Origin of the sequence: Verrucosispora sp. WMMD703 (assembly GCF_049178935.1) — a bacterium.
Lineage (GTDB): Bacteria > Actinomycetota > Actinomycetes > Mycobacteriales > Micromonosporaceae > Micromonospora > Micromonospora sediminimaris.
In genome coordinates, this window is sequence record NZ_JBMHMM010000004.1 from 5404792 (window position 1) to 5421419 (window position 16628).

Genomic DNA, 16628 nt, shown 5'->3' on the forward strand with positions numbered 1-16628 from the left:
TTCCACCCCTCCCCCCAATAACCCCGACGCTCCCGCCCTCCGCGATCTTGCAGTTCCGGTCCCCTCTTGGCGGCTTTCACACCGTTATGCACGACGAAAAGTGCAAGATCGCGGAGACGGTGGAGGGTGGGGGCGAGTCAGGGGGTGGGGAGGGTGGTGGTCCAGAGGGAGCGTCCAGCGCGGTCGCGGAGGTGGACGGTGAGGGCTCGGGTCTCGGCGTCGATCTGGACCTCGCCGAAGTGTTGGAAGCCCTCTGCCGGGGAGGTGTTGGCCCGCGGTGGGGCGTTGACGAAGACGGCCCTCGGACCGAAGGTGCCGTCCAGCGCGTTGGGGCCGAAGGCACCGGCGTGCGCCGGCCCGGAGACGAACTCCCAGAACGGGGTGAAGTCGGCGACCGCCGCCCGCGCCGGGTCGTAGTGGTGCGCGGCGGTGTAGTGCACATCCGCGGTGAGGAAGACGATCCCGGTCACCCCCGCCCGGTGTGCCGCACCGAGCACCTGCGCGAACTCCAGCTCCCGCCCGGCTGGAGCACCTGGGTCACCCTGCGCCACCCCCTCCTGCGCGCCCGCTCCGTCGGGCACCACCAGCCCCAGCGGCAGGTCGATGGCGATGATCTTCCAGGTGGCCCGGGAGCGGGTCAGTTCCCGGATCAGCCAGGCCCGCTGCTCGGCGCCGAGCAGGCCACGCTTCGGATCGGCGTAGGTGTTGCCGTCGTTGGGGTCCTTGTAGGTCCGCATGTCCAGCACGAAGAGATCCAGCAACGGGCCGTACGGCAGCCGTCGGTAGCGCGGGCCACGCGACGGCGTGGGCAGCCACTCGTCGAAGGCCCGCCGGGCCCGCGCGGCGAGCACATCCACCCGGCGCTCGGTGTAGCGGCTGTCGGTGAGCACCTCGCCCGGATACCAGTTGTTTGTCACCTCATGGTCGTCCCACTGGTTGACCTGCGGAACCTCCGCTACGAATGCCCGCAGGTGCTCGTCGAGCAGGTTGTACGCGAACTGCCCACGGAACTCGGCCAGCGACTCGGCAACCTTGAGCTTCTCCGGCACCACCAGATTGCGCCACACGCGCCCGTCGGGCAGCGTCACCGCCTCGGTGAGCGGATTGTCGGCGTACACCGTGTCACCGCTGCACAGGAAGAAGTCCGGCCGGCACGCCCGCATCGCCCGGAAGATCTCCATCCCGCCGAAGTCCGGTGCGATGCCCCAGCCCTGTCCGGCGATGTCCCCGGTCCAGACGAACCGCACGTCGCGCCGCTGGTGCGGGGCGGTGGTCAGCGAGCCGGTCAACGGCGCACTGGCCAGCCCCGGCCGGTCCAGGCTCTCCACCCGCACCCGGTAGTGCAGCCGCTCGGCGCCGGGCAGCCCGCGCAGCCGCACCTTGCCGGTGAGGTCGGTGTCCGGGGTCAGCACCGGCCCACGTACCCGGCGGGCGCCCCGGAAGTCGGGCCGGCGGGACACCTCAACGATCATCCGCCCCGGGCGGTCAGCCCGGGTCCAGAGCACCGCCGAGTCCGCCGTGGCGGCCCCGCTCTGCACTCCGTGCGTCAGCACCGGCCGCCCGGCGGGCCGCCAGGCCGGCCCGGCGAGCGCGCCCGGTCCACCCAGCAGCGCACCGCCGGCCACACCGGTGCCGGCGAGCAGACCGGCCCGCAGCAGGGTACGTCGGTCGAGTTCGGTCATCGTTCCTCCTGAATGAGGGGACTGACCGCTTCGGTGTACCGGCCGGACGTGGCCGTCGGCGTCCGTCCGGGTGACCGCCGCCGAAACGACGCATGACCGGTGTCACATGCCCCAGGTGTCACGCGACGGGCCGCGCGATCCGTCGAGGCGGTGTCAGACCGCACTATCGGGGAGGTTGTCATGCAACGGATCAACGTGGCCGAGGTGGCGCCGGAGGCCTTCGGCGCCGTGCTGGGGCTGGAGAAGTACGTCCGGGCCAACGTCGACCACACCGTGCTGGAACTGGTGAAGCTGCGCGCGTCGATGCTGAACGGCTGCGCGTACTGCGTCGACATGCACAGCCGGGAGGCGCTCGGCGCCGGCGAGTCGAGCCGGCGACTGTTCGCGGTGGCCGCCTGGCGGGAGGCGCCCTTCTTCGACGAGCGGGAACGCGCCGCGCTCGCACTGACCGACGCGGTCACCCAGTTGGGCGAACACGGCGTGCCCGACGAAGTCTGGGATGCCGCGGCGAAGTTCTGGCCGGAGAAGGCCCTCGCCGACCTGGTTCTGGCGATTGCCACAATCAACGTGTGGAACCGGATCGCGGTGACCTTCCGCAACGAGCTGCCAACGGACGTGTGAGTCCGGTCGACGCGGCGGAGGCGGCCGGTGCGCTGGACGCGCACCGGCCGATGCTGCTCGGGCTGGCGTACCGGCTACTGGGTAGCCGGCACGACGCCGAGGACATCCTCCAGGAGGCGTACCTGCGCTGGTTACGGGTCGACCGCGCCGAGGTGAGCGAGCCGCGTCGCTACCTGTCCCGGGTGGTGACCCACCTGTCGATGGACCGGCTGCGGGCCCGGCAGGCCGCCCGCGAGACATACGTCGGGCCGTGGTTGCCGGAGCCGGTGCCGACCGCGCCGTCGCCGTTCGGGCCGCTGGAGCGTGCCGAGCTGCGCGACTCGCTCTCCACCGCGCTGCTGCACCTGCTGGAGCGGCTCACCCCGCCGGAGCGCGCCGTCTACGTGCTGCACACCGCCTTCGAGCTGCCCTACGCGGAGATCGCCGAGTTGCTGGACCGCTCCGCCGAGGACTGCCGCCAGCTGCACCACCGGGCGAGCGTCCGGATCGGTCGCGACCAGCGCCGCTTCACCGCCGACCGGGCCGAGCAGGAACGGCTGCTGGAGGCGTTCATCGCCGCCGCGACCGAGGGCGACCTGGCCGCGCTGACCGACCTGGTCGCCGCCGACGCGACCGCGTGGAGCGACGGCGGCGGCCGGGTGCGGGCCGCCCGCAACCCGGTCACCGGCGCGGACCGGGTCGTCCGGTTCGTGCTGGGTGTCCGGGAGAAGGGCTGGCTGCACGCCGTGCGACGCACGGAACTCAACGGCCAGCCGGCCGCCGTGGTGGTCACCGCGGCCGGCGACACGTACGCGGTCACCCTCGGCACGGCCGCCGGTCGGATCACCGACATCTTCCTAGTGGCCAACCCGGACAAGCTGCCCTGGGCAGCCTGAGCCGAGCGGCTGGCTCAGCCCAGCTCGGGGAACCAGAGCGCCAGCTCGCGCTTGGCGCTGTCGGCCGAGTCGGAGGCGTGCACCAGGTTCTCCCGGTTGGACAGGGACAGGTCGCCGCGGATCGTGCCGGCGGCGGCCTTGCGCCCGTCGGTGGCGCCGATCAGGCCACGCACCACCTCGATGACCTGATCACCGGAGAGCACGAGCGCGACCAGCGGGCCACCGGTCATGAACGCCTTCAGCGGCGGGTAGAACGGCTTGTCGACGTGCTCGACGTAGTGCTCGTCGGCCAGCGCGGCGTCCATCGTCCGGGACACCATCGCGTCGATCCGCAGCCCCTTGCGCTCGAATCGGGAGATGATCTCGCCCACCAGTCCTCGGCGGACCGCGTCGGGCTTGATCAGGACGAGCGTGCGGTCGTCCGGGCTGCTGCTGGACACGCTGGGTTCCTCCTCAGAGCGGAAGCCGGTCGGGCTGGGTACGGTCAGCCTAGCGACCCGGACCCGGCGCCGGCGCGGTGGCCGGCCTTCCCCCGGCCCCCGATCCGGCCTAGCCTGGCCCTGACCCCCGGGAGGTCCACTGTGGCGAATGGTGGCGGCAACCGACCCATCGCACCGGTACGCAAGTTGATCGCCGCGGTGCTGGGCACCGTGGCCACCTTCGTCATCCTCTTCGGCCTGGGCATGACCAGCTGGGCCATCGTCGCACTCGGTGCCGCCCTGCTGGCCCTGGCGATCGCGCTGGCCACCGTGCGCAGCGGCGGCCGCACCTGGGTCGTCGGCGCCGGCCACGTGCACAGCGCATCCGAGCCGCCGACCCAGTACGCCTTCGGTCGCTGCGAGCTGCAACTGGTGATCGACGCGCCCGGGCTGCCGCCCCGCTCGAAGAAGATCATCGAGCCGCGGGTTCCGGTGTCGAAGTGGCCGTCGCTGGGGCAGACCCTGCCGATCCGGGTGGCGTTGGACGACCCGCGACACGTCCGGGTGCTCTGGGACGAGGTGCTCACCCACACCGAGGCCGGCAGCACCGCCGACCTGCCCCCCGAGTTCGCCACGGTGCCGCCGGACGAGGTGCTGATCGGGCAGGAGGCGCCGCCGTGGGCCGGTCGGGCACCGGAGGACGACTTCCACGATCCCTCCGACGATCCGTCCGAAGGTCCGCTCGGCGGTCCGTCGGACGGCCGACCGCACGAGGCCGCGGCCGAACCGGTGGAGCACCACGAGACGGTGCGGGTACGCCAGCGCCCGGGCCGACCGGTCGTGCTGGAGGGAACCGTGGTGGAACGCTCCGACGAGCAGCGGTTGCCCCGCCGCGCCACCCCCGCGCCTCGGATGCCCGCCGAGGAGCGGTTCACTGAGGAACCGTTCAGCCCGGCGGCGACCGCCGCCGGAGACGAACCTGCCGACCCGACGGGCGATCGATCAGCGCCGCCACCGACCGGCCCGGCCGCGAGCCTGGCCGATCCGATGGATCCCCTCGACCCGCTCGACCTGCCGCTCGACGATCCGGAACCGCGCCAGACCGCCAGCACCGAACGCCCGACGGCCGACAGCCGGGCGACGCCCGGCGACCGTCGGACTGTCGACGATCACCCGCAGTCCGCTGCGGACCGGGCGGAGGCGGTCGACGCGGGGGAACTGGACGAGGCGATCTTCGGCTTCGACCCGGACGCCGCCGACCCGGCAGCACCGATCAGCGGGGTGGGCATCACCCTGCTGGTCACCGAGCTGTCCCGCTCGCTGGAGTTCTACCGGGATCGACTCGGCTTCACCGAGGTCGACCGGGGTGCCGCCAACGCGGTGCTCTCCTCGGGGGCGACCCGCCTGGTGCTACGCGAGGTGACCGGGGCCCAGCCGATCAGCCGCCGGCTGGTCCACGTCAACCTCGACGTGGACGACATCCAGTCGGCGTACGAGCGGCTGCGCGAGTCCGGCGTCCGATTCACCTACCCGCCCCGGGTGGTCAACCGTGGCAGCAAGCTGGAGGTGTGGGCGGCGGCGTTCCGCGACCCCGACGGGCACGGCATCGCGCTGACCCAGTGGCGGGAACTCGCCGAGGCATGACGAGGCCCCTGGGGCAGCCGGTAGCCTGACGCACCTCCGCGGCCGCTCTCAGCCGAGGATGACGCGGCGCACGTGCAGCGCGTACGCCCACACCAGCGCGAACATCACGCCCAGCACGAACAGCGACCAGTGCAGCAGGCCGGACAACAGCAGCAGACCCTGCAACACGGTGCCGGCGTGCCAGGCCCACGGCCGGCGCATCATGCCGGCGAGCACGGCGGAGACCACGGCCAGCGCCACCACCACGGCGATCGCCACGCCACCGAGGTCAGCGCCGACCGCCCGGATCGGCTGGATCGCCAGCAGCAGCACCAACGCCTCCAGGGCGAGGGCAGCCGCACCGAGCCCGCGTACCGCCCGCTGCGGGTCGCGCAGGCCCGACCGGCGGGGCTGGCCGTCGCCGTCGCCGGTCATCGCTTCAGCAGCCGGCGGGCGTCGGCCACGGTCACCACGGAACCGGTGATGAGCACCCCGACGCCGGCCAGCTCGCCCGGCACGTCCTCCTCGGCCAGCGCCACCGCCGCCTCGATGGCGTCCGGCATCTCCTCGGCCACCTCGACCCGGTCCGGGCCGAACACCTCCGCAGCCAGCGCGGCCAGTTCCTTGACCGGCAGGGCCCGGGGCGAGCTGTTCCGCGTCACCACCAGTTGGTCGACCACCGGCTCCAGCAGCTCCAGCATGCTGGCGGCGTCCTTGTCGGCGAGGGTTCCCATGACGGCTACCAGCTTGCTGAACGCGAACTCCTCCTGGAGCGCGGTGACAGTGGCCGCCATGCCCTGCGGATTGTGTGCGCCGTCGAGCAGGATCGTCGGCGCGGAACGCACCCGCTCCAGCCGCCCCGGGGAGCTGGCGGCGGCGAAGCCTTCCCGCACCGCCTCCACGTCGAGCTGCCGCCGGGCACCCGCACCGAGGAACGCCTCGACGGCGGCCAGCGCCACCGCCGCGTTCTGTGCCTGGTGGGCACCGTGCAGCGGGACGAAGACCTCTTCGTACACCCCACCGAGCCCTTGCAGGGTGAGCACCTGACCGCCGACCGCGACAGCCCGGCGCAGTACGCCGAACTCCGAGCCTTCCCGGGCCACGGTCGCGCCCACCTCCGCGCAGCGTTGCAGGATCGGCCGGGCGGCCTCCTCCTCCTGGGCGGCGCAGATGACCGTGGCACCGGGGTGGATGATGCCGGCCTTGGCCACCGCGATGTCCTGGAGCGTGTCACCGAGCCACTCGGTGTGGTCGAGCCCGACCGGGGTCAGTACGCACACCCCCGCCTGGATGACGTTTGTGGCGTCCTCGGCGCCACCGAGACCCACCTCGACCACGGCCACGTCGACGGGGGCGTCGGCGAAGGTGGCGAAGGCCAGCGCCGTGGTCATGTCGAAGTAGGTCAGCGGCTCGGCCGAACGGTCGTCGACCAGTTCGGCCAGCGGCTTCACCTCGTGGTACACGGCGGTGAACCGAGCCTCGTCCACCGGCTCGCCGTCCAGGCTTATCCGCTCCCGCACGGTCTCCAGGTGCGGGCTGGTGTACCGCCCGGTGTGCAGCCCGAAGGCCCGCAGCAGCGAGTCGATCATCCTGGCCGTGGAGGTCTTGCCGTTGGTCCCGGTCAGGTGGATCGACGGGTACGCCCGCTGCGGGCTGCCCAGCAGGTCCAGCAGGGACGAGATGCGGTCCAGCTCGAAGACCATCCGGGTGAAGCCACGCGCGGCCAGTTCGGCTTCCACCTGCGCGAAGGCGGCACGATCGGCCCGACCGGTCCGCTCCCGGCGGTCCGCGCCCGCACCATCACCGGTACGGGCGCGGTCGGTCGGTTCGCTGGGTACGGCACCGGGCCGGTCGGCGCGGACAGGGTCGGTTCGGTCGACAGGGTCGGTCACGAGGAAAGTGCCTCCAGGGCGGCATCGATGCGAGCCAGGTCGGCCTCGGCGACCGACAGTCGTTCGCGGATCTTGGATACGACGTGCTCGGGGGCCTTACCGACGAACGCCGGGTTGTCCAGCTTCGCCCGGGCCTGCGCCGCCTCCTTCTCCGCCGCCGCGCGATCCTTGGTCAACCGAGCCCGCTCGGCGGCAACGTCGATCGAGCCTCGGGTGTCCAACGCGACACTTACCTCACCCGGCATGGCCAGCGTCGCACTGGCCTGGAAATCGTCACCGGCCGGATCCAGCCGCGCCAGCGACCGGATCAACGGCTCGTGCGCCGCCACACCGGCACCGGACAGCCCGTCGAGCCGGGCCGCGACCCGCTGGGTCGGGCGCAGGCCCTGGTCGGAGCGGAACCGGCGGACCTCGGTCACCACCCGCTGGAGGGTGGCCACCTCCGTCTCGGCCGCGTCGTCGATAAGCGCCCGATCAGCCGTGGGCCAGGCTGCCGTCAGCACCGTCTCGCCGCCGGTGAGTGCCGTCCACAGTTCCTCCGTGACGAACGGGATCACCGGGTGCAGCAGCCGCAGCAGCTGGTCCAGGACGTGACCGAGAACCCGGCGGCTGACCTCGGCCGGTTCGCCACCGCCGGCCAGCACCGGCTTGCTCAGCTCCACGTACCAGTCGCAGACGTCGTCCCAGGCGAAGTGGTACAGCAGGTCACAGACCTTGGCGAACTCGTACGACTCGAACTGCTCGTCGACCTCGGCGGTGACGTGGGCCAGCCGGGACAGGATCCACCGGTCGACGGTCGACAGCCGTCCGGCGTCCGGCATCGGGCCGTCGGTGTGCGCACCGTTGAGCAACGCGAACCGGGTGGCGTTCCAGAGCTTGTTGCAGAAGTTCCGCGAGCCCTGGCACCACTCCTCGCTGACCGGCACGTCGCCGCCGGGGTTGGCGCCCCGGGCCAGGGTGAACCGGGTGGCGTCGGCGCCGTACCTGTCGATCCAGTCCAGCGGGTCGACCACGTTGCCGAACGACTTGGACATCTTCTTGCCGTGCTCGTCGCGGACCATCCCGTGCAGGGCGATCACGTCGAACGGCTGCCGGCCGTCCATCGCGTACAGGCCGAACATCATCATCCGGGCGACCCAGAAGAACAGGATGTCGTACCCGGTGACCAGCACGCTGGTCGGGTAGAACTTCGCCAGGTCCGGGGTCTGCTCCGGCCAGCCGAGCGTGGAGAACGGCCAGAGGCCGCTGGAGAACCAGGTGTCAAGCACGTCCTCGTCCTGGTGCCAACCCTCGCCGGCCGGCGGTTGCTCGTCCGGGCCGACGCAGACCACCTCGCCGGCCGGGCCGTACCAGACGGGAATCCGGTGGCCCCACCAGAGCTGCCGGGAGATGCACCAGTCGTGCATGTTGTCGACCCAGGCGAAGTAGCGCTTGGCCAGTTCCGCCGGCTCGATGCGCACCCGACCGTCGCGTACCGCGTCGCCGGCCGCCTTGGCCAGCGGCGAGGTGTTGACGAACCACTGCAACGACAACCGCGGCTCGACGGTGGTACGGCACCGGGAGCAGTGACCGACGGCGTGCACGTACGGCCGCTTCTCCGCGACGACGCGTCCCTCGGCCCGCAACGCCGCCACGATCGCCGGTCGGGCCTCGAACCGGTCCAGGCCCTCGAACGGTCCGTGCGCGGTGATGACACCCCGCTCGTCCATGATCGTCAGGCTGGGCAGGTCGTGCCGCTGCCCGATCTCGAAGTCGTTCGGGTCGTGCGCCGGGGTCACCTTCACCATGCCGGTGCCGAACGACGGATCGACGTGGGCGTCGCCCACGATCGGGATCCGCCGCCCGGTCAACGGCAGCTCGACCTCGGTGCCGATCAGGTGGCGGTACCGCTCGTCGTCCGGGTGCACCGCGACCGCCGTGTCGCCGAGCATCGTCTCCGCCCGGGTGGTGGCCACCACCACCTCGTCGCTGTACCGGATCGAGACCAGCTCGCCGTCGTCGTCGGTGTGCTCCACCTCGATGTCGGACAGCGCGGTGAGACAGCGCGGACACCAGTTGATGATCCGGTTCGCCCGGTAGATCAGGCCGTCGTCGTACAGCTTCTTGAACATGGTCTGCACGGCGCGGGACAGGCCCTCGTCCATGGTGAAGCGCTCCCGGTCCCAGTCGACCGAGTCGCCGAGCCGGCGCATCTGGCCCAGGATCGCTCCGCCGGACTCCGCCTTCCACTGCCACACCCGCTCGACGAACTTCTCCCGGCCCAGGTCGTGACGGGAGAGCCCCTGCGCGGCGAGCTGCCGCTCGACCACGTTCTGGGTAGCGATGCCAGCGTGGTCCATGCCCGGCAGCCAGAGCGCCTCGTAGCCCTGCATCCGCTTGCGCCGCACCAGCGCGTCCTGCACCGTGTGGTCGAGCGCGTGGCCCATGTGCAGCGAGCCGGTGACGTTCGGCGGCGGGATGACGATGGTGAAGGGCTGCCGCTCGCTGTCCGCGGCGGCACGGAATCGACCGTCGGCTACCCACTGCTCGTACCGTCGCTGCTCTACCTCACCCGGCTGATACTGGCCGGCGAGGGTCGGGGCGTCGGGGCGTCGGGCATCCAGTCTCTCGGTCACCCTGAAAGTCTACGGAGCGCTTCGACGGACCCGACGTGCGCCACCTGTCGTTCGCGTACGGTGTCGGCTATGTCCGACGCACATCTCAGTGCCCGCCAGCTCGACGAGGGCGCTCCGCCGGTCGAGCTGACCGACGAGCCGATCGAACTGGGCGACCGCGAGCCGGCAGACGCCACCGACCGGCCGGGCGTGCGGTCCCGGCGGCGACGTCTGGTCGTGGCGGCGCTCGCGATCATCGCGCTGGTGGGGGTGGGCGCGTTCGGCACCTGGGGCTGGCGGATCGTGCAACAGAAGGACGCCCGGATCGCCATCCCCGACCAGGTCGCCGGTCTTCGTCTGGACAGCAGCGACCGGGCTGCCAGCACCGCCGACTACCTGCGGAGCGGACTGGCTGCCGACATTCAGCTCGACAGCAGCTTCGGCGCCGTCTACCAGGACCCGGCCGACGCCCGGCGATCGGTTCTGATCTTCGGAGGCACCACTCTGCTGTGGCAGCCTGAGCGGGATCTGGAAAGTCTGTTCGAGCTGATGGCAGACGAGACCGCAGCCGTGACCGGGCTCCGCGGCGTGTCGCCGGGGCGGCTGGGCGGCGTGATGAAGTGCGGCAGCACCGGCGGCGAGGGCGGCGATTTCGCGGTCTGCGGCTGGGCCGACCACGGCAGCGTGGTGCTGGCCATGTTCCCCGCCCGTTCGGTCGACGACTCCGCCGGTCTGCTGCGGCAGATCAGGGAGAGCATGCAGACCCGCGACTGACGGCTGCGGGGCCGCTGACTCGGATGCTCGTGCGACGGCTGCCGCGCCCTCCCTCGGGCGCGACCGGCCACGCTGAGACTGACCCGCCGCGTCCGGTCAGCTCGGACGGGCGTGCCGCACCGGCGTGGCCAGCCTGGCGAGGGCCACCAGGACGACTCCGCCACCGGCGAGAAGACACACCAGGAGTACGCCGTACATCTCGGCACCCCAGGTGACGACGGCCGCGCCTATCGGCCCGAGAGACGTAGTGGGTCGCCCAGAAATGACTTCAGGGCCACCCCCGTTGGGGTGGCCCTGAATCGAAGAATGTCCGGCGGTGTCCTACTCTCCCACACCCTCCCGGGTGCAGTACCATCGGCGCTGGAGGGCTTAGCTTCCGGGTTCGGAATGAGACCGGGCGTTTCCCCTCCGCCATGACCGCCGTAACCTTATCAACATGTCAAACAACACCAACACCAACACGCTTGTTGGGGTGTTGTTTGTTTGTTGTGAGTTACACAGTGGACGCGTAGCAACTTTGATAGTCAAGTCCTCGGCCTATTAGTACCGGTCAACTGAACCCGTTACCGGGCTTACATTTCCGGCCTATCAACCCAGTCGTCTAGCTGGGGGCCTTACCCACCCGAAGGTGGTGGGATACCTCATCTTGAAGCAGGCTTCCCGCTTAGATGCTTTCAGCGGTTATCCCTTCCGAACGTAGCTAACCAGCCGTGCCCCTGGCGGGACAACTGGCACACCAGAGGTTCGTCCGTCCCGGTCCTCTCGTACTAGGGACAGCCCTTCTCAAGTATCCTACGCGCACGGCGGATAGGGACCGAACTGTCTCACGACGTTCTAAACCCAGCTCGCGTACCGCTTTAATGGGCGAACAGCCCAACCCTTGGGACCTGCTACAGCCCCAGGATGCGACGAGCCGACATCGAGGTGCCAAACCATCCCGTCGATATGGACTCTTGGGGAAGATCAGCCTGTTATCCCCGGGGTACCTTTTATCCGTTGAGCGACACCGCTTCCACACGCAAGTGCCGGATCACTAGTCCCGACTTTCGTCCCTGCTCGACCCGTCAGTCTCACAGTCAAGCTCCCTTGTGCACTTGCACTCAACACCTGATTGCCAACCAGGCTGAGGGAACCTTTGGGCGCCTCCGTTACCCTTTAGGAGGCAACCGCCCCAGTTAAACTACCCACCAGACACTGTCCCTGAACCGGATAACGGTCCGAAGTTAGATACCCGAATCAACCAGAGTGGTATTTCAAGATTGCCTCCACCCATACTGGCGTATGAGCTTCACCGGCTCCCACCTATCCTACACAAGCCGACTCAAATACCAATGTCAAGCTATAGTAAAGGTCCCGGGGTCTTTCCGTCCTGCCGCGCGTAACGAGCATCTTTACTCGTACTGCAATTTCGCCGGGCCTGTGGTTGAGACAGTGGGGAAGTCGTTACGCCATTCGTGCAGGTCGGAACTTACCCGACAAGGAATTTCGCTACCTTAGGATGGTTATAGTTACCACCGCCGTTTACTGGCGCTTAAGTTCTCCGCTTCGCCCCGAAGAGCTAACAGGTCCCCTTAACGTTCCAGCACCGGGCAGGCGTCAGTCCATATACATCGAATTACTTCTTCGCATGGACCTGTGTTTTTAGTAAACAGTCGCTTCCCCCTGCTCTCTGCGGCCATACAACGCTCCACCCGCGCGGGGCTTCACGTCTCCGGCCCCCCTTCTCCCTAAGTTACGGGGGCAATTTGCCGAGTTCCTTAACCACAGTTCGCCCGATCGCCTCGGTATTCTCTACCTGACCACCTGTGTCGGTTTGGGGTACGGGCCGCTCGGAACTCGCTAGAGGCTTTTCTCGGCAGCATAGGATCACTGACTTCACCTGAATCGGCTCGGCATCACGTCTCAGCCTTCATGACGTGCGGATTTGCCTACACGTCGGCCTACACGCTTACCCCGGCACAACCACCGGCCGGGCTCAGCTACCTTCCTGCGTCACCCCATCGCTTGACTACTACCCGCCAGGTTCCCACGCTCCCCCAGCTTGGTCCGAAGACCGCACCAGGCTCGGGTGGTTAGCACAACGAGGTTCATCAGGGACGCTCCTTCGCGGGTACGGGAATATCAACCCGTTGTCCATCGACTACGCCTCTCGGCCTCGCCTTAGGTCCCGACTCACCCAGGGCGGATTAACCTGGCCCTGGAACCCTTGGTCATCCGGCGGAAGGGTTTCTCACCCTTCTTTCGCTACTCATGCCTGCATTCTCACTCGTGCCGCGTCCACAACTAGGTCACCCCGCTGCTTCACCCCCGGCACGACGCTCCCCTACCCACCCACACACCTGGATGCCCACCTCGAAAGACAGACACCGGGCTCTGTGTGAGTGCCACAGCTTCGGCGGTGTGCTTGAGCCCCGCTACATTGTCGGCGCGGAACCACTTGACCAGTGAGCTATTACGCACTCTTTAAAGGGTGGCTGCTTCTAAGCCAACCTCCTGGTTGTCTATGCGACCCCACATCCTTTTCCACTTAGCACACGCTTAGGGGCCTTAGCTGGTGATCTGGGCTGTTTCCCTCTCGACTACGAAGCTTATCCCCCGCAGTCTCACTGCCGCGCTCTCACTTACCGGCATTCGGAGTTTGGCTGATTTCGGTAAGCTTGTAGGCCCCCTAGACCATCCAGTGCTCTACCTCCGGCAAGAAACACACGACGCTGCACCTAAATGCATTTCGGGGAGAACCAGCTATCACGGAGTTTGATTGGCCTTTCACCCCTAACCACAGGTCATCCCCCAACTTTTCAACGTTGGTGGGTTCGGCCCTCCACACGGTCTTACCCGCGCTTCAGCCTGCCCATGGCTAGATCACTCCGCTTCGGGTCTAGAACATGCGACTCAAACGCCCTCTTCAGACTCGCTTTCGCTACGGCTCCCCCACACGGGTTAACCTCGCCACATGCCACTAACTCGCAGGCTCATTCTTCAAAAGGCACGCCGTCACCCCGCAAGGCTCCGACGGATTGTAGGCGAACGGTTTCAGGTACTATTTCACTCCCCTCCCGGGGTACTTTTCACCATTCCCTCACGGTACTCGTCCGCTATCGGTCACCAGGAAGTATTTAGGCTTACCAGGTGGTCCTGGCAGATTCACGGCAGATTTCAGGAGTCCGCCGCTACTCGGGAACACCCACAGAAGACCAGCAGCTTTCACCTACCGGACTATCACCGTCTACGGTCGGCCTTTCCAGACCATTCAGCTAACCACTGGCTTTATCACTCCTCACACGAGTGTCAGCTCGTGTAGCAGGGTCCCACAACCCCGACCACGCAACCCCTGACAGGTATCACACGCAACCGGTTTAGCCTCAATCCGCTTTCGCTCGCCACTACTCACGGAATCACATGTTGTTTTCTCTTCCTACGGGTACTGAGATGTTTCACTTCCCCGCGTTCCCTCCACACACCCTATGAGTTCAGGTGCAGGTGACACCACATGACTGATGCCGGGTTACCCCATTCGGACACCCTGGGATCACAGCTCGGTTGACAGCTCCCCCAGGCCTATCGCGGCCTCCCACGTCCTTCATCGGCTCCTGGTGCCAAGGCATCCACCGTTCGCCCTTGACAACTTGACCACAAAGATGCTCGCGTCCACTGTGCAATTCTCAACAAACAACCAACCCACAACCCACCGTCTCCCACCAGCCCGGCAACCACCGGCGGTATGAGAAACCAGGCCATGCCTGGCGCCACTCAGGACACCACGTCCCAAGCATCGGCTCTGAAAGACAACCACCACGGGTTGTTCCTTCAGGACCCAACAGGGTGCCCTACGCCTCCCCCAGCCGCACCACAACCCCGTTCCCACCACCCCACAGGGCAGCTGTACTAGGAAATTCCGGCCGTTGCCGAGGAAAACTCGCCAGTGTCTCCGCCAATCGAGCACCCCGACCCGACATCCGCGGGCCGCGGGCTCCATACCAGCCTTCGCTGGATGGTGCTCCTTAGAAAGGAGGTGATCCAGCCGCACCTTCCGGTACGGCTACCTTGTTACGACTTCGTCCCAATCGCCAGCCCCACCTTCGACGGCTCCCTCCACAAGGGTTGGGCCACCGGCTTCGGGTGTTGCCGACTTTCGTGACGTGACGGGCGGTGTGTACAAGGCCCGGGAACGTATTCACCGCAGCGTTGCTGATCTGCGATTACTAGCGACTCCGACTTCACGGGGTCGAGTTGCAGACCCCGATCCGAACTGAGACCGGCTTTTTGGGATTCGCTCCACCTCACGGTATCGCAGCCCATTGTACCGGCCATTGTAGCATGCGTGAAGCCCTGGACATAAGGGGCATGATGACTTGACGTCATCCCCACCTTCCTCCGAGTTGACCCCGGCAGTCTCCCATGAGTCCCCAACCGAATTGCTGGCAACATGGGACGAGGGTTGCGCTCGTTGCGGGACTTAACCCAACATCTCACGACACGAGCTGACGACAGCCATGCACCACCTGTCACCGGCCCCGAAGGACCCCACATCTCTGCGAGATTTCCGGCGATGTCAAACCCAGGTAAGGTTCTTCGCGTTGCATCGAATTAATCCGCATGCTCCGCCGCTTGTGCGGGCCCCCGTCAATTCCTTTGAGTTTTAGCCTTGCGGCCGTACTCCCCAGGCGGGGCGCTTAATGCGTTAGCTGCGGCACAGAGAACCGGAGAGGCCCCCCACACCTAGCGCCCAACGTTTACAGCGTGGACTACCAGGGTATCTAATCCTGTTCGCTCCCCACGCTTTCGCTCCTCAGCGTCAGTATCGGCCCAGAGACCCGCCTTCGCCACCGGTGTTCCTCCTGATATCTGCGCATTTCACCGCTACACCAGGAATTCCAGTCTCCCCTACCGAACTCTAGCCTGCCCGTATCGACTGCAGGCCCGCAGTTGAGCCACGGGTTTTCACAGTCGACGCGACAAGCCGCCTACGAGCTCTTTACGCCCAATAAATCCGGACAACGCTCGCGCCCTACGTCTTACCGCGGCTGCTGGCACGTAGTTGGCCGGCGCTTCTTCTGCAGGTACCGTCACTCGCGCTTCGTCCCTGCTGAAAGAGGTTTACAACCCGAAGGCCGTCATCCCTCACGCGGCGTCGCTGCATCAGGCTTCCGCCCATTGTGCAATATTCCCCACTGCTGCCTCCCGTAGGAGTCTGGGCCGTGTCTCAGTCCCAGTGTGGCCGGTCGCCCTCTCAGGCCGGCTACCCGTCGTCGCCTTGGTAGGCCATCACCCCACCAACAAGCTGATAGGCCGCGAGCCCATCCCAAGCCGAAAAACTTTCCACCCACAAACATGCGTCCGTAAGTGAATATCCGGTATTAGCCCCGGTTTCCCGGGGTTATCCCAAAGCCTAGGGCAGGTTGCTCACGTGTTACTCACCCGTTCGCCGCTCGAGTACCCCGAAGGGCCTTTCCGCTCGACTTGCATGTGTTAAGCACGCCGCCAGCGTTCGTCCTGAGCCAGGATCAAACTCTCCAACAAAAACCTGAAGGAAAATCCATCCCAGCAACAAACAAAATTGTTGCCAAAGGAATCCAAACCAACCAGAAAAACTGGCCAGCCCGGGAATCAAACAAAAATTTGGCACTGGCATATCAAGCACCCTGTTGAGTTCTCAAAGAACAACCACACACCAAACCCGGGCCCTCATTTGAGGAACCGCGTCCGGGGCAACCGCTCCAAACTATCCGAACTGTGTTCCGAGGTCAACCTGAACAATCAGGCTTCTCGTAACTCGCTCGGGGCCCACGCCATCGCCCACCTTGCGGTGTCAGCGACTGTCGTGGAGAACCGCAGACCGGCCGATCATCACTCAGGACAACCCGCCCGGCTCCTGCCGGCTCCAGAACCCTACCCGGTCGGCTTCGCGATCGCAACTCCATCTCGCTGAGTCGCTCCACACCGCCCGGCCTCAGCTCCGCGTTGACTGGTCTTCGCGTTGCTGGCGCCCGTTCTCGGCCGGTTTGCCCGGCCTCCCGCGTGCAGAGAGAAAGTTACGCGGACACCCCCGAGAAGGCAAATCATCGTTCATCGATACGAGGTTTGAGTGCAGTGGACGCTGGTCGGGTGGCATCCCGGTGTTCGGTCCCGGCCGACGGCTCGGCTCACC

Annotated in this window: 9 protein-coding genes and 3 rRNA genes; 4 read left to right on the plus strand and 8 right to left on the minus strand. The window is 67.1% G+C overall.

Annotated elements, in window-relative coordinates; genetic code table 11:
• Positions 1-137 precede the first annotated feature (137 nt).
• A complete protein-coding gene (locus ACN26Z_RS25095; protein ID WP_282237128.1) occupies positions 138-1682 on the minus strand; it encodes an alkaline phosphatase D family protein in 1545 nt (514 codons plus the stop codon).
• 180 nt (positions 1683-1862) lie between these two features.
• Between ACN26Z_RS25095 and ACN26Z_RS25100 the strand changes: the two genes are divergently transcribed.
• Together ACN26Z_RS25100 and sigJ are read left to right on the plus strand one after the other, a co-directional pair.
• Positions 1863-2303: a carboxymuconolactone decarboxylase family protein gene (locus ACN26Z_RS25100; RefSeq protein ID WP_421463598.1), complete on the plus strand. Its 441-nt coding sequence runs from the start codon at positions 1863-1865 to the stop codon at positions 2301-2303.
• Entirely contained in the window at positions 2300-3178 is an 879-nt protein-coding gene (gene sigJ / locus ACN26Z_RS25105) for an RNA polymerase sigma factor SigJ (RefSeq protein WP_093407594.1), read from the plus strand. The genes ACN26Z_RS25100 and sigJ overlap by 4 nt, the downstream gene beginning before the upstream one ends.
• A gap of 14 nt (positions 3179-3192) precedes the next feature.
• Here sigJ and ndk read toward each other — a convergent pair whose 3' ends face one another.
• Positions 3193-3618: a nucleoside-diphosphate kinase gene (gene ndk, locus ACN26Z_RS25110; protein ID WP_282237127.1), complete on the minus strand. Its 426-nt coding sequence runs from the start codon at positions 3616-3618 to the stop codon at positions 3193-3195.
• Between the two features lie 141 nt (positions 3619-3759).
• Between ndk and ACN26Z_RS25115 the strand changes: the two genes are divergently transcribed.
• Positions 3760-5241 carry a VOC family protein gene (locus tag ACN26Z_RS25115; RefSeq protein ID WP_421463601.1) on the plus strand — a complete coding sequence of 494 codons (1482 nt, stop codon included), beginning with the start codon at positions 3760-3762 and terminating at the stop codon, positions 5239-5241.
• 48 nt (positions 5242-5289) lie between these two features.
• Here the strand turns inward: ACN26Z_RS25115 and ACN26Z_RS25120 are convergent, their stop codons facing one another.
• The 3 genes from ACN26Z_RS25120 to ACN26Z_RS25130 all read right to left on the minus strand — a co-directional run bounded on the left by ACN26Z_RS25120 (position 5290) and on the right by ACN26Z_RS25130 (position 9727).
• Positions 5290-5655, minus strand: coding sequence for a DUF4233 domain-containing protein (locus tag ACN26Z_RS25120; RefSeq protein WP_421463603.1), 366 nt, complete (start codon positions 5653-5655; stop codon positions 5290-5292).
• The gene (locus ACN26Z_RS25125; protein WP_421464720.1) at positions 5652-6923 is read right to left on the minus strand and encodes a bifunctional folylpolyglutamate synthase/dihydrofolate synthase; all 1272 of its coding nucleotides are present in this window, start codon (positions 6921-6923) and stop codon (positions 5652-5654) included. Before ACN26Z_RS25125 ends, ACN26Z_RS25120 begins: the two co-directional genes overlap by 4 nt.
• Positions 6924-7108: 185 nt before the next feature.
• Positions 7109-9727, minus strand: a complete 2619-nt coding sequence (locus ACN26Z_RS25130) for a valine--tRNA ligase (RefSeq protein WP_421463605.1) — start codon at positions 9725-9727, stop codon at positions 7109-7111.
• Between the two features lie 69 nt (positions 9728-9796).
• Between ACN26Z_RS25130 and ACN26Z_RS25135 the strand changes: the two genes are divergently transcribed.
• Entirely contained in the window at positions 9797-10480 is a 684-nt protein-coding gene (locus ACN26Z_RS25135; RefSeq protein WP_282237123.1) for a hypothetical protein, read from the plus strand.
• 308 nt (positions 10481-10788) lie between these two features.
• Here the strand turns inward: ACN26Z_RS25135 and rrf are convergent.
• The 3 genes from rrf to ACN26Z_RS25150 form a co-directional block, all read right to left on the minus strand.
• Positions 10789-10905 (minus strand): 5S ribosomal RNA (gene rrf, locus ACN26Z_RS25140).
• Positions 10906-11000: 95 nt separating this feature from the next.
• A 23S ribosomal RNA gene (locus ACN26Z_RS25145) occupies positions 11001-14112 on the minus strand.
• 373 nt (positions 14113-14485) lie between these two features.
• Positions 14486-16000, minus strand: a 16S ribosomal RNA gene (locus tag ACN26Z_RS25150).
• Together the 16S, 23S and 5S rRNA genes form the textbook arrangement of a ribosomal RNA operon.
• Between the last annotated feature and the right edge of the window lie 628 nt (positions 16001-16628).

Bases quoted from the DNA above. Each gene is read 5' to 3' on its own strand.
- ACN26Z_RS25120 (WP_421463603.1), bottom strand. From the start codon at position 5,655: ATGACCGGCGACGGCGACGGCCAGCCCCGCCGGTCGGGCCTGCGCGAC.
- ACN26Z_RS25100 (WP_421463598.1), top strand. From the start codon at position 1,863: ATGCAACGGATCAACGTGGCCGAGGTGGCGCCGGAGGCCTTCGGCGCC.
- ACN26Z_RS25095 (WP_282237128.1), bottom strand. From the start codon at position 1,682: ATGACCGAACTCGACCGACGTACCCTGCTGCGGGCCGGTCTGCTCGCC.
- ACN26Z_RS25135 (WP_282237123.1), top strand. From the start codon at position 9,797: ATGTCCGACGCACATCTCAGTGCCCGCCAGCTCGACGAGGGCGCTCCG.
- ACN26Z_RS25125 (WP_421464720.1), bottom strand. From the start codon at position 6,923: ATGGTCTTCGAGCTGGACCGCATCTCGTCCCTGCTGGACCTGCTGGGC.